General features: G+C 60.8%; 11 protein-coding genes. 9 read left to right on the top strand and 2 right to left on the bottom strand.

What is annotated here, in order from left to right; translation table 11 throughout:
• Window positions 1–92 precede the first annotated feature (92 nt).
• Complete coding sequence (locus tag FFV09_RS02000) at window positions 93–1,022, top strand: LysR family transcriptional regulator (protein WP_141446130.1); 930 nt, start codon at window positions 93–95, stop codon at window positions 1,020–1,022.
• Window positions 1,019–1,897 (top strand): PHP domain-containing protein, encoded by an 879-nt coding sequence (locus FFV09_RS01995; protein WP_141446129.1) that lies wholly within the window; start codon window positions 1,019–1,021, stop codon window positions 1,895–1,897. Before FFV09_RS02000 ends, FFV09_RS01995 begins: the two co-directional genes overlap by 4 nt.
• Before the next feature lie 225 nt (window positions 1,898–2,122).
• Here FFV09_RS01995 and FFV09_RS01990 read toward each other — a convergent pair whose 3' ends face one another.
• Window positions 2,123–3,883: an Rqc2 family fibronectin-binding protein gene (locus FFV09_RS01990; protein WP_141446128.1), complete on the bottom strand. Its 1,761-nt coding sequence runs from the start codon at window positions 3,881–3,883 to the stop codon at window positions 2,123–2,125.
• Window positions 3,884–4,180: 297 nt separating this feature from the next.
• Between FFV09_RS01990 and dapF the strand changes: the two genes are divergently transcribed.
• Window positions 4,181–5,017 carry a diaminopimelate epimerase gene (gene dapF / locus FFV09_RS01985; RefSeq protein ID WP_141446127.1) on the top strand — a complete coding sequence of 279 codons (837 nt, stop codon included), beginning with the start codon at window positions 4,181–4,183 and terminating at the stop codon, window positions 5,015–5,017.
• A 359-nt stretch (window positions 5,018–5,376) separates the two neighbouring features.
• Here dapF and FFV09_RS01980 read toward each other — a convergent pair whose 3' ends face one another.
• Window positions 5,377–6,342: a ring-cleaving dioxygenase gene (locus FFV09_RS01980; RefSeq protein WP_141446126.1), complete on the bottom strand. Its 966-nt coding sequence runs from the start codon at window positions 6,340–6,342 to the stop codon at window positions 5,377–5,379.
• Between the two features lie 176 nt (window positions 6,343–6,518).
• On the opposite strand from FFV09_RS01980, the gene FFV09_RS01975 reads away from it, so the two are divergent.
• The 6 genes from FFV09_RS01975 to priA all read left to right on the top strand — a co-directional run bounded on the left by FFV09_RS01975 (window position 6,519) and on the right by priA (window position 12,798).
• Window positions 6,519–7,406, top strand: coding sequence for a YicC/YloC family endoribonuclease (locus tag FFV09_RS01975; protein WP_141446125.1), 888 nt, complete (start codon window positions 6,519–6,521; stop codon window positions 7,404–7,406).
• Between the two features lie 63 nt (window positions 7,407–7,469).
• Window positions 7,470–7,730: an extracellular matrix/biofilm regulator RemA gene (remA, locus tag FFV09_RS01970; RefSeq protein ID WP_005548256.1), complete on the top strand. Its 261-nt coding sequence runs from the start codon at window positions 7,470–7,472 to the stop codon at window positions 7,728–7,730.
• Between the two features lie 12 nt (window positions 7,731–7,742).
• The gene (gene gmk / locus FFV09_RS01965) at window positions 7,743–8,315 is read left to right on the top strand and encodes a guanylate kinase (RefSeq protein WP_141446124.1); all 573 of its coding nucleotides are present in this window, start codon (window positions 7,743–7,745) and stop codon (window positions 8,313–8,315) included.
• Window positions 8,316–8,412: 97 nt separating this feature from the next.
• Entirely contained in the window at window positions 8,413–8,652 is a 240-nt protein-coding gene (rpoZ, locus tag FFV09_RS01960; RefSeq protein ID WP_141446123.1) for a DNA-directed RNA polymerase subunit omega, read from the top strand.
• 118 nt (window positions 8,653–8,770) lie between these two features.
• Window positions 8,771–10,228 carry a bifunctional phosphopantothenoylcysteine decarboxylase/phosphopantothenate--cysteine ligase CoaBC gene (gene coaBC / locus FFV09_RS24045; protein WP_246098451.1) on the top strand — a complete coding sequence of 486 codons (1,458 nt, stop codon included), beginning with the start codon at window positions 8,771–8,773 and terminating at the stop codon, window positions 10,226–10,228.
• Window positions 10,225–12,798, top strand: coding sequence for a primosomal protein N' (gene priA / locus FFV09_RS01945; RefSeq protein ID WP_141446122.1), 2,574 nt, complete (start codon window positions 10,225–10,227; stop codon window positions 12,796–12,798). Before coaBC ends, priA begins: the two co-directional genes overlap by 4 nt.
• The last annotated feature ends 39 nt before the right edge of the window (window positions 12,799–12,837 follow it).

Below are 12,837 nucleotides of genomic sequence, written 5' to 3'. Positions count from 1 at the left end.
GGGTACAAAGCGGGGCGCTGCCGTCAACCGAATACGAAGAAAGCCTGGCATGGAAATTTATTTTCATGCTTTTTTTTGCGAGGAGGATTCCGATGGCGCTCAATTTCCACCAGCTTCATATTTTTCATACCGTCGCCGAAAAAGGCAGTTTTTCCGCGGCGGCCGTCGCGATGCACATGACGCAGCCGGCGGTGACGATGCAGGTCCAGACGCTGGAAGAATATTTCGGCACCAAGCTGCTTGACCGTTCCACCAAAAAGATCGCGCTGACCGAGTCCGGCCGCATGCTGCTGCCGTTCGCGCGGCGCAGCATCGAATTGATGCGCGAGACGGAGAGCGAGATGACGCGGTTCACGCACAAGCTCGAAGGCCGTCTGCAGCTCGGAGCCAGCAACACGATCGGCGAATACGTGCTGCCGCCCCTGCTGGTCCCGTTCGGCCGCCAGCACCCGGATATCACGATCTCGCTCAAAGTGATGAACACGACGCAAATTTTGGACGAAATCGCCCGGCATACGCTGAATTTCGGCCTGGTCGAAGCGCCGGTCGTCCATCCCGATATCATCAGCGAATCGGTCATGCACGACGAACTTCGGCTGATCATACCGGCCGGCCATCCGCTCGAAGGCCGCCAGACGGTCACACTGGAAGAAGCTTCGGCGTATCCGTTCGTGCTGCGCGAAGAAGGTTCGGGTACAAGGCAGGTGATGGAAGACGAATGGAGAGCCAAAGGCATGGACCCGCGCGCGCTGCAAACGGTCATGGAACTGGGCAGCACCGGAGCGGTCAAATCGGCGGTGGAAGCGGGACTCGGCCTGACGATGCTGTCGCCTTCGTCGGTCAAGCATGAATTGGCGCTCGGTCTGCTGCATGCGGTTCCGATCGAAAATGCCTCGTTCAAACGGCAGTTTTATTCGGTTCGGCTCAAATCGACGCTGCTGCCGCTGGCTGCGGTCGCTTTTTTGAATTTTTTGCGGGAAAGAACGCTTGGCGAGAGCGGAGAAGGGAGCGGGACGTTATGACGAATCCGGAAAAAGAAAACGGACGGTACGACCTGCATATGCACAGCACGTCGTCCGACGGGATGAATACGCCGTCGGAGCTTGTCGGACTTGCCGCCGGGCGCGGTCTGGCGGGGATCGCGCTGACGGATCACGACACCGTCGCGGGCGTTGGCGAAGCGGCGGAGGCGGCCGCGCGCGCCGGGCTCGACTTCGTGCCGGGCGTGGAGATCAGCACCCGCGCGGGCAGCCGGGACATCCATATGCTCGGCTATTTCTTCGATCCGGCGGACGCGCGGCTGCGGCAGCGCCTGGCCGGCCTGCGCGACGTGCGCGATGTACGCAACGACCGCATCCTGGAGCGGCTGCGCGAACTCGGCGTAGACATTACGCTGGCGGAAGTGAAAGACCGCGGCGGGCGCCCGCTGCAGCCGGGCGAGAGCGTGGGCCGTCCGCATATGGCGGACGTGCTCGTGCGCAAAGGCTATGCCGTCGACCTGCGCGACGCGTTCGACAAGTATTTGGCGGAAGGCGCGGCGGCGTATGTCTCGCCGCCGCGCGTCTCGCCGGTCGAAGCCGCGGCTTGGATCCGGGAAGCGGGCGGCGTGCCGGTGCTCGCGCATCCGGGCCTGTACGGCGACGACGCGCTCGTGCGGCAGGTGCTCGCCGAAGCGAAGCCTGCCGGAATCGAAGTCCGGCACCCGGACCACGATCCGGCAGCGGAAAAGCGTTACCGCCGCTTGGCCGCGGAATACGGGCTGCTGACGACGGCCGGGTCGGATTACCACGGGATTCGCCAGGGGAAAGTCTTCCACGGGGAACTCGGCGGGTATACGGTGGAAGAAACCCGGGTAGCGGCTCTGCGCGCCGCCGCTTCGGCTCCGAAATCCGGTTAACGGTTCGGGATTGGGGTCCGACGATTCGACCGGACCCGATTTGACCCAATCCGATTCGACCCAAACCGATTCGACGCGGCCCGGTTCAATCCGGCCAGATCCGACCTGCGGCAGCAGCGTCAAAAAGCCGGCTTTCCCATTCGCGGGAAAGCCGGCTTTTGGCGTATACAGGTTTATAAGAAACTTGTTCGATCGGGCATTCGCCGCCGCGAGCTGCGCCGGGATTCAGCCGTTCTTGACCGCGCTCGGCAGCGCCTTGATCAGGTCTTCGTCGGGCGTGACGAACAGCGTCTTCTGGTGATCGTAGATAACGAAGCCGGGCTTGGAGCCGCTCGGCTTGCGCACATGCCGGATCTGCGTCGTGTCGACCGGCACGCTGCTGGAATGTTTGGCCTGACTGAAGTAGGCGGCGAGCTGGGCCGCTTCGTTCAGCGTCGCTTCGCCGTATTCGGCGCTGCGGATCACGACGTGCGAACCCGGAATGTCTTTGGTATGCAGCCACGTGTCGCTGGAATGCGCCAGACGGTTCGTGATGAACTCGTTTTGCAGATTGTTTTTGCCGACGTAGATCTCGATGCCTTCCGACGACGTGTACAGATGCAGCGTCGGTTTGTCGTTCTTTTTTTTCTTTTTGGCACCGCGGGGAACCCGGCTGCGGACATAACCCTGTTCCGCCAGCTCCGCCCGAATCTCGTCGACGTCGCGCAGCGAAGCGTCGTTCAGCTGCTGGAGCAGGCTGTCCATGTAGGCGATCTCTTCGTGCGTCTTCTTGATCTGTTCGTCGATAACGACCAGGCTGTTTTTGTATTTGTTGTACTTTTTAAAATAGCGCTGGGCGTTATCGGACGGGTTGATCAGCGGATCGAGCGCAATCTTGATCTCGCGCTGTTCCTCGTCGTAGAAATTGACGACCTCGATTTCCTTCATGCCTTTTTTCAGCAGATGGAGCGAAGCGAAAAGCAGTTCGCCCTTGATCCGGTACTGCTCGGCATCCTGCGCTTCTTCGAGGTCTTTGTCCAGGTGAACGAGCTTTTTGACGTTTTTGCCGCGCTCGTTCTGCAGGAACTTGATCAGGTCGCCGACTTTTTGCTTGACCGTGTCGCGGTCGGCTTTGTCGCCGTAATAATGCTCCATGCAGAAGCTGATCGAATCGAACGTGCGGCGCTCGTCTACGATCAGCTTCAGCGGAACGGCCGAGAAGACCAGCTTGCCGCGCGCGTTGAGTCCGGTGCACGGAGCGAAGCGCCCTTCGCGCACATCGGTCATCAGGGCGTCGAACGCCTGCCAGATCGCGGACACGTCCGGCTCGCCGGCCGAATGGTCCGTATCCGCGGACCCGCTCGCCCGGTGCAGCACTTCCTGGGCGATCAGCGGGCTGAGGCCGGTATACGCTTCGACCAGCCGGTTCACGGGCGTGTCCACGACATTCTCGTTCCATTTTTGCTTGAACAATTCTTCGCCCGTCTCCAGCGGATTCAGCTTGTGCTGCTGCGGCGGCTCCTGGTATTGGAAACCGGGCATGATGATGCGGTAGCTGCTGATCGCCGGCGTGACGTGGTGGATGCCGTCGAGGATGGCGTCCGTCGCGGCGTCCAGCAGGATGATGTTGCTGTGGCGGCCCATCAGCTCGATGACGAGTTTTTTGAGCGACACGTCGCCCACTTCGTCGCGCTGCCGGATCCAGAAATGCAGGATGCGTTCCATGCCGACCTGTTCGATCTTCTCGATCACGCCGCCTTCGCAGTGTTTGCGCAGCAGCATGCAGAACATCGGCGCTTCCGGCGGATTCATGTACGATTGTTCCGTGAATTGAATCCGCGGATACGTCAGGCTGGCGGACAACAGCAGTTTTTTGTTGCCGGCGCGGGAGCGAATCTGGAAAATGATATCGCTGCCCGAAGGTTGGTGGATTTTGCCGATCCGGGCACCTTGAAGCGATGCCAGTTCGTCGGCGATTGCGCGTGTGACGATTCCGTCCAATGCCATCTATAACGACCTTCTTTCTGTATGCGTCCGGGTGGATTACGGTTCGCCGCGCGGAAAAACACAAAGTTTCACGCAGAAAATCAATAGCAATCGCGCGGAGGTTCGGGTATCTTAGTTAATGTAGCTTTCGCGGAGAATCCGCGCTAAAGCCCGATACCCGAGGCTGCCGCGGGCGGGCTTCCGCAAACGGACGCGGCAAGATCTATATTGAGCGAAACCGGCCCTTTCGTCAACTTTTCGCGGCGCGGGAAGCGGGCGAAGCGCCGGTCTCGAAACCGATAAGGAGTGGAATGCGTGATGGAATTTACGAAAATGCACGGCTTGGGCAACGACTTTGTTATCGTGTACGGAGAACAGGAACTGCCGGCGAATGCGGCCGAGCTTGCGATACGGGTATGCGACCGCTTTTTCGGCGTGGGGGCGGACGGGCTTGTCTATATTCTGCCTTCGGAAAAAGCGGACTTTAAAATGCGCATCATGAACTCGGACGGATCGGAAGCGGAGCAGTGCGGCAACGCGATCCGCTGCGTCGCCAAATACGTCTACGACCACAAGCTCGCCGAAGGCGAAAGCTTGACGATCGAAACGATCGGCGCGGGCGTGCAGCCGCTGACGATCCGCGCGGAGAACGGCGTCGCCCGGACGGTACGGGTCGACATGGGCGCCCCGATTCTCGAAGGCGCCAAAATTCCGGTCGCGGTAGACGGCGAACCGGTCGTCGACCAGCCGATCGAAGCGCTGGGCGAACAGTTCCGCTTCACCGCCGTGTCGATGGGCAATCCGCACTGCGTCATCTACGTGGACGACGCGGTCAACTTCGACCTCGCCACATGGGGACCGGTGCTCGAGAAGCATCCGCTGTTCCCCAAAAAGGTCAACGTCGAGTTCGCGACGGTGAACAGCGCGGAGCAGATCGATATGCGCGTCTGGGAACGCGGAGCCGGCCCGACGCTGGCCTGCGGAACGGGCGCCTGCGCGACGCTCGTCTCGTCGGTGCTGAACGGCCTGAGCGGACGCGAAGCGACCGTCTCGCTCAAAGGCGGCGACCTGTTCATCGAATGGAACGAAGCCGATAACCACGTCTACATGACGGGGCCGGCCGCCTTTGTCTACACCGGCCGTCTGACCGACTGACCGGCCGCGGCCCGGCGCCGCCGCTTCTTCCGAATCGCCAATCAACCGACCGCAGCCGCGCGAAGCCGCCGCTTGCGTTCGTCACGGGTGCGTGACGACGCAGGGGGCAGCCGCGCCGCTGCGGTTTTTGCTTGCGCCTGCGGCTAGGCTCCTTATTAGGCATTAGGCATTAGGCGCCTGCCGGCACGCGGCACGCGCGTCGGAGACTGAGCCGGAACCGGAGCGCAGCAAAGCCGCCTTTCCGTAAGGAAAAGCGGCTTGAAGGGGACCGAAAGCGCAAAGCTTGAACCCGCGTCCCGCGTCGGGCAGCGCGTCGGGCCGCACTGCCCGGGAAGTCTGACGCCGCCCGGAAGTCTGCCTTAGAGCGCGAGCGGACGAAGCTTCGCTTCGATCTCGGCGCGGCGCGGTTCGAGGAACGAAGGCAGGCCCAGCTTCTCGCCGAGCGATTCGATCGGTTCGTCGATATCGAATCCCGGCGTATCCGTCGACAGTTCGAACAGGATGCCGTTCGGCTCGCGGAAATACAGGGCGCGGAAGTAGTCGCGGTCGACGCGGCCCGAGTTCGGCAGGCCGCTCGCGGCCAGACGGTCGATCCACTTGGCGTATTCTTCTTCGTTCGGGATGCGGAACGCGACATGGTGCACGCCGCCGCGGCCGAGCCGGAACTTCGGCAGGTCGGGCCGCGCTTCCAGATGCACTTCGGCACCGGAGCCGCCTTCGCCGGTCGCGAACACTTCGATCTCGGCGAAGTCGCCGGCCGGCGAAGGATAGGCGCCGATCCGGCGGAAGCCCATCAGCTGCGTCAGTACGAGCGCGGTCGGCTTCGGATCGGCGACGGTCAGCGTCACCGGGCCGAGGCCGACGATTGCGTGTTCGAGCGGAATGTCTGCCGCGGCCCACGGTTCGCCCGGCGCGACGCCGGCTTCGCCGTTATCGGCGACAAGCACCAGCTGCGTGCCTTCGAAGTCTTCGAACGCCAGCACGTCGCGTCCGGCGCGAGCGGAGAGGCCCGCATGGTGGATGCCGAGCGCGTCCAGCCGTTCGGCCCAGAACTTCAGCGAAGCGGTCGTCGGCACGCGCAGCGAAGTGGACGAAATGCTGGAGACGCCGGGATAGGACGGGCCGATGCCCGGATAATCGAAGTAGGTGACTTCGGTGCCGGGATTGGCCACCGCGTCGCCGTAGAAGAGATGGTAGGAAGTCGTGTTATCCTGGTTCACCGATTTTTTGACCAAACGCATGCCGAGCACGCGGGTGAAGAAATCGAAGTTTTTTTCGGCCTGGCCGGTCATGATCGAAACGTGGTGCTGTCCGAGAAGCTGCATGGAGATCGTCTCCTTCATTCATTAATTTATTATTAAAAATAAAGCTGCTTTATTAATTTCAGTATATATCTTTAATTGAAGATATGCAAGGGCGAATTCCGAATTTGCAAACACTTGCGATTCCCCTTGTTTCGGTATGCATAATCCATTAAAATAGGGTAACGGATGTGATGACGATGTCTTTCAGTATGACCGGCTATGGTCAATCCGCCATGCAGCGGGGCGGATACAAAATTCAATTTGAGGTCAAATCCGTCAATCATCGCTACTGCGAAGTTGTGCTGCGGATGCCGCGGGAATGGAACGTTTTTGAAGACGTTCTCCGGCGGCTCGTCCAGCAGCATGTGAAGCGCGGACGGATTGACGTGTACGTGACCAGGGAAAGCGAATCGCAGGGGAATTCGATGGTGCTGAACCGCGCGGCGGCGGAGTCCTATATCCGGGCCGCCCGCGAATTGGAACAGGCTTACGGAATCGACGGACGCATTCGGGCAGCCGAGCTGCTGGCGCTTCCGGACTTGATGATTCCCGCGGAATCGCCTCTTCCCGAGACCGAAGACGAAGATTGGGAGCGCGTGCTGCGGGAAGGGCTCGGCGAAGCGCTCGGCCAGCTGCTCTCGATGCGAAGCGCGGAAGGCGGCCATCTGATCCGCGACTGCCGGCTTCGGCTCGCCAACCTGACCGCGGCCCGGGAGCAGCTCGTTCGCCTGGCTCCGACGGTCGTCGAAGACTACCGGACGAAGCTGCGCCAGCGGCTTGCCGAGCTCGGCGAGGGCAGTTTCGGGCTCGACGAGCACCGGCTCGGCATGGAGGTGGCGCTGTTTGCCGACCGATGCAGCATCGACGAAGAACTGGCGAGGCTCGGCAGCCACTTCGACCAATGCGCCGAACTGCTCGGCAGCGGCGACGCCAAAGGGCGCAAACTGGACTTTCTGATCCAGGAAATGAATAGGGAAGTCAATACGATCGGCTCGAAGGCGAATCATCTGGCGCTCGGAGGCCATGTCGTCGAGATGAAGGCGGAGCTCGAGAAGATGCGCGAGCAGGCCGCCAATCTCGAATAACGGCCGGGCGCCGGCCCGACTTACAGAAAAAGAACCGAACTTACTTAGGGGGAAAACCTGGACATGGCAATCAAGCTCATCAATATCGGCTTCGGGAACATTGTATCGGCTAACCGAATCATTTCCATCGTAAGCCCGGAATCCGCTCCGATCAAGCGGATCATTCAGGAAGCGCGGGACAGGCATATGCTGATCGACGCGACGTACGGACGCCGAACGCGTGCCGTCATCATTACCGACAGCGATCATGTCATTTTGTCCGCGGTACAACCGGAGACGGTCGCGCACCGCCTGTCCACCAAAGACGACGATAACGACGAATAAATGGAGAGAACTATGTCTAAAGGGTTATTGATTGTATTGTCCGGACCATCGGGAGTCGGAAAAGGAACCGTATGCAGCGCGCTGCGCAAAAGATTGCCGGGACTCGTGTATTCGGTGTCGGCGACGACCCGTTCGCCCCGTTCGGGCGAGCAGCACGGCGTCAATTATTTTTTCAAAAGCCAGGAAGAGTTCCGTGACATGATCGCAAACGACCAACTGCTCGAATACGCGCAGTACGTCGAGAACTTTTACGGAACGCCGCGCGATTTCGTCGAACAGACGATCGAAGCGGGGAACGACATTATTTTGGAGATCGAAGTGCAGGGAGCGCTCAAGGTGAAGCAGACGTTCCCGGACGGCGTATTCATTTTCCTCACTCCGCCTTCGCTCAAGGAACTGAAAGATCGCATCGTCGGACGCGGAACGGAGACGGAATCGGTTATTCACGATCGCTTGTCGATTGCCGAAGAAGAGATAGCGCTTATGCGCCATTACGATTACGCCGTCGTGAACGACGAAGTGGACCGGGCCTGCATGCGGATCGAATCGATCATCGTGGCGGAACACTGCCGCATCGCGAAGTAGGCCGCCCTTTTTTGCCCATAGATTGCCGGAGAACCGGACCGCCTCCTTCCAATGCCGCGCCCGCGCGGACGACGGAGGCACAGAGAGGACGATAAACATGTTATATCCTTCCATCGACAAAATCATGACCAAAGTAGACAGCAAGTATTCCCTGGTTGTAGCCGCAAGCAGACGGGCCAGACAGCTGCGCGAAGGTTCCGAATCGGACATGCCCAACCCAAGATCGCACAAGCAGGTCGGCGTCGCTCTCGAAGAGATCTACAACGATTACCTGAAGATCGAAGCGCGCGACGAGAACGAAGTGGTCGAAGAACAAAAAGGCAAACGGAACCTGTAAAGGTCCGTTCGGCGCATTCCGCGCACATCATCTTGCCCAAATAGACAAAATACGCCGCAAGGCTCCGTCTTTAACAACCGATAAGGTTGTTATTTTTTTTCAGAAGGGGGAATAAGGCATGTTGAAAGGGAAAAAAATTCTGCTTGGCGTAACCGGAGGCATCGCCGCTTACAAAGCCGCGACGCTGTGCAGTCAGCTGGTCAAAGCGGGCGCGGACGTTCAGGTGATCATGACCGCGTCGGCGCAGGCGTTTATTCCGGCGCTTACGCTGCAGGTGCTGACCCGCAATCCGGTGCATACGGACACTTTCGAAGAAATCAACCCGAAAGTCGTCAATCATATCGATCTGGCCGACTGGGCCGATCTGGTACTGATCGCGCCGGCGACGGCCAACAGCATCGGCAAGCTGGCCCACGGGCTGGCCGACGACATGCTGTCCACGACGCTGCTCGCGGTCACCGCTCCGGTCATGGTCGCTCCGGCGATGAACGTGCATATGTACACGCATCCGGCCGTCATGCATAATCTGCAGACGCTCGCGGATCGCGGCGTTCTGATGATCGAACCCGGCAGCGGCATGCTCGCCTGCGGATACGTGGGCAAAGGGCGGATGGAAGAGCCGGAGACGATCGTCGACGTGCTGCGGCACTTTTTCGCCGAGCGCGAACATCCGGCTTCTGCCGGCAGCGAGGCGCAGGCGATTGTCGGCGGCGTTTCGGACGAGCCCGCCTTTCTCGATCCGGGTCCGGAATCGTTCCCGACCTCGCTGGATGAACGCGCGGCCGGCCGGGGCGAAACGCTGTTCGCTACGGCGGGCGGCGTCTCCGAGCTTGGTCTGGCCGGCGGGGAAGCGGCTCTGCCCGCATTCGCCGCGCCGGAAGAAGCAGCGGCTTCGAAGCCTGGCAACGGAAGTCTTCCGTTAGCGGGCAAAAAAGTCGTCGTCACGGCGGGCGGCACGATCGAACGTATCGATCCGGTCCGCTACATCACGAACGATTCGTCCGGCAAAATGGGCGCGGCGCTGGCGCAGGCCGCGCGCGACCTCGGCGCCGACGTGAAGCTGATCGCGGGCAAAGTGCAAATTCCGCTTCCGCCCGGCATGGACATTATCCGGATCGAGTCGGCCGAAGACATGTACGAAGCGTGTCTGAACGAGTGGGCCGATACCGATATGCTGATCATGGCGGCCGCGATCGCGGATTACCGCCCGAAATCGAGTTCGCCGCGCAAAATCAAAAAAGGCGGCGAGCATATGGCGCTTGAACTGGTTAAAACGGTGGATGTGCTGCAAACGCTCGGTTCGCAAAAAGAACATCAATTTCTGGTCGGCTTCGCGGCGGAGACGAACGATATCGACGTCTACGCCGCCGAAAAGCTTCAGCGCAAAAACTGCGACCTGCTCGTGGCGAACGACGTTACGCAGGCGGGCGCGGGCTTCGGAACCGACACGAACATCGTGCGGCTGTTCGGACGGGAAGGCAAGATCGCCGATCTGCCGAAACAGTCCAAAGCCGACACGGCGCGCGACATTCTGCTTGAAGCTTCGCGGCGCATGGCGGAGGGAGCGAAGCGATGAATTTTGCACGGGTTATTGTGGACGTGCCGGTACGGGCGGTCAGCCGGCCGTTCGACTACCGGATTCCGCCCGAGATGCAGGACTGGATCGCTGTCGGCAGCCGCGTCGGCGTGCCGTTCGGCGGACGTACCGTGCAGGGGTTCGTCGTCGGCCTGACGGACGAAAGCGAATATAAGCACGGACGGATCAAAGCGATTCGGGATCTGCTCGATCTCGTGCCTCCGCTGCCGCCGGATCTGGTCGAACTGGGCGGCTGGATCGCCGAGAAATACGCCTGCCACGAGACGACGGCGCTGCAGGCGATGATTCCTTCGGCGCTCAAAGGCAAAGCGGAGCGGTTCATCCATGCGGCGAATACGGAGCAGACCGAAGGCGAGAGCCAGGAAATCGGCCGGCTGCTGGAGAACCTGCCGGAAGAGACTGACGAATTGTCCCTGTTCGGCGGACCGTCCTCGGCCGACGTGCCTTCGGCGCAGGAGATTCTCGACTACGTCAGAAGCCGGGGACAGGTCAAAGCCGAACAGCTGCGCCAGAGCTTCCCCGGCCGGGAAAAAACGGTGCAGGCGCTGATCCGCGGCGGCCTGCTGTTCGAAAGCCAGGAGATCCGCGACCGGATGGGCCGCAAAACGGTCAAAACGGTCGTATTGAACGTCGACGCGCAGCAGGCGGCCGAGCAGCTCGAACAGTTCCCGGCCAGAGCCAAAAAGCAGAAGGAAGTGTTTGCTTTCCTGATGCAGCTCGGCGTGCCGATGGCGCTCAAGGAAGTGATGAGCGTGCTCGGCGTGACGTCGAGCGCGGTGAAGTCGCTTGAGGAAAAAGGGCTGGTGCGGTTCGAGGACGTGGAAGTGTTCCGCGATCCGTATGCGGGGCGCAGCTTCAAGCCGAGCGAAGCGCCCAAGCTGACCGGCGAACAGCAGCAGGTGTACGACGCCGTCGTCGGCCGGCTGAACGAGCACCGGGAAGGCGTATTCCTGCTGCACGGCATTACCGGCAGCGGCAAGACGGAAGTGTATCTGCAATCGATCGAACGCTGCATCGAGCAGGGCCGCCAGGCGATCGTGCTCGTGCCCGAAATTTCGCTGACGCCGCAGATGGTGGAACGGTTCAAAAGCCGCTTCGGAGCCAAAGTCGCCGTCATGCACAGCCGCCTGTCCGGCGGCGAACGCTACGACGAATGGCGCAAAATCCGCGAAGGCCGGGTCCAGGTAGCGATCGGCGCGCGGTCGGCCATTTTCGCCCCGTTCAAGGACATCGGGCTGATCGTTATGGACGAAGAACACGAATCGTCCTACAAGCAGGAAGAAAGCCCGAAATATCACGCCCGGAACGTCGCCGTCAAGCGGGCCGAGCAGCACGACGCCGTCGTCATTCTCGGTTCGGCCACGCCGTCGCTGGAGACGTATCACGCGGCGCGCTCGCAGAGCGACCCGCATTTCTCGCCGGTGCTGACCGAAATTTCGCTGCGCGCGCTCGGAAGCGAACTGCCGGGCGTCACCATCGTCGATATGCGCGAAGAGTTAAAAGAAGGCAACCGCTCGATGTTCAGCCGCGATCTGCACAAAGCGATCGAGCAGCGCCTGGAGCGCGGCGAGCAGACGGTGCTGCTGCTCAACCGGCGCGGCTATTCGACGTTCGTCATGTGCCGCACATGCGGCTACGTCGCGGAATGCCCGAACTGCGACATCTCGCTGACGTTTCATCAGCGCTCCAACAATTTGCGCTGCCATTACTGCGGCCATGCCGAGACGGTGCCGGAGACGTGCCCGGAATGCGGCAGCGAGCATATCCGCTATTTCGGCACCGGCACGCAGCGGGTCGAAGAAGAACTCGCCAAGCTGTTCCCGGCTATTCGGGTCGTGCGCATGGACGTCGACACGACGAGCGAAAAAGGCTCGCACGAAAAGCTGCTGCAGCAGTTCCGCGACAAAAAAGCGGACGTGCTGCTCGGCACGCAGATGGTCGCGAAAGGGCTCGACTTCCCCGACGTGACGCTGGTCGGGGTCATCGCGGCCGATTCGGCCTTGAACCTGCCCGATTTCCGGGCGGCCGAAAAAACGTTCCAACTGCTCACGCAGGTCGCCGGACGGGCAGGGCGGCATCATCTGCCCGGCGAAGTATTTATTCAATCGTACAACCCGGATCATTATTCGGTGCTGCACGCTTCGAAGCACGATTACCACTCGTTCGTGCGCGAGGAACTCGGGCATCGGCGCAAGCTCGGCTATCCGCCGTACTGCCGGCTCATTCTCGTGACGTTCTCGCATGAACAGCTGCCGGTCGTCGTGCGCATGGCGGAGAACTACGCCGCCCTGGTCAAAGAAAAAGCGCGCGCCCGCGGCTGGCTGGCCCGGATGGACAAGCTTGTGCCGAACGTGCTTGACCTGCTCGGACCGATCGCGTCGCCGATTCCCCGGATCAAAAATAGATACCGGTTTCAATGTATGATAAAATGGCGTGGAGAAATGGACGCCGCTCTGCTGGCGCGGGAAATCGCGGATGAACTGGAAGACACGGCGAAGGAGCAGGACCTGCTCATCAGCATCGACGTCGACCCTCAGGTCATGATGTGACGCGGTTCCCCGCGTTTTTTGCATGGGACGAAGACGGGC

This window comes from Saccharibacillus brassicae (assembly GCF_006542275.1).
GTDB classification, from domain to species: domain Bacteria; phylum Bacillota; class Bacilli; order Paenibacillales; family Paenibacillaceae; genus Saccharibacillus; species Saccharibacillus brassicae.
Note: the sequence above shows the minus strand (reverse complement) of the source record. Positions and strands in the feature narration are given on the sequence as shown.

Bases quoted from the DNA above. Each gene is read 5' to 3' on its own strand.
- FFV09_RS02000 (WP_141446130.1), top strand. From the start codon at position 93: ATGGCGCTCAATTTCCACCAGCTTCATATTTTTCATACCGTCGCCGAA.
- FFV09_RS01995 (WP_141446129.1), top strand. From the start codon at position 1,019: ATGACGAATCCGGAAAAAGAAAACGGACGGTACGACCTGCATATGCAC.
- FFV09_RS01990 (WP_141446128.1), bottom strand. From the start codon at position 3,883: ATGGCATTGGACGGAATCGTCACACGCGCAATCGCCGACGAACTGGCA.
- dapF (WP_141446127.1), top strand. From the start codon at position 4,181: ATGGAATTTACGAAAATGCACGGCTTGGGCAACGACTTTGTTATCGTG.
- FFV09_RS01980 (WP_141446126.1), bottom strand. From the start codon at position 6,342: ATGCAGCTTCTCGGACAGCACCACGTTTCGATCATGACCGGCCAGGCC.
- FFV09_RS01975 (WP_141446125.1), top strand. From the start codon at position 6,519: ATGTCTTTCAGTATGACCGGCTATGGTCAATCCGCCATGCAGCGGGGC.
- remA (WP_005548256.1), top strand. From the start codon at position 7,470: ATGGCAATCAAGCTCATCAATATCGGCTTCGGGAACATTGTATCGGCT.
- gmk (WP_141446124.1), top strand. From the start codon at position 7,743: ATGTCTAAAGGGTTATTGATTGTATTGTCCGGACCATCGGGAGTCGGA.
- rpoZ (WP_141446123.1), top strand. From the start codon at position 8,413: ATGTTATATCCTTCCATCGACAAAATCATGACCAAAGTAGACAGCAAG.
- coaBC (WP_246098451.1), top strand. From the start codon at position 8,771: ATGTTGAAAGGGAAAAAAATTCTGCTTGGCGTAACCGGAGGCATCGCC.
- priA (WP_141446122.1), top strand. From the start codon at position 10,225: ATGAATTTTGCACGGGTTATTGTGGACGTGCCGGTACGGGCGGTCAGC.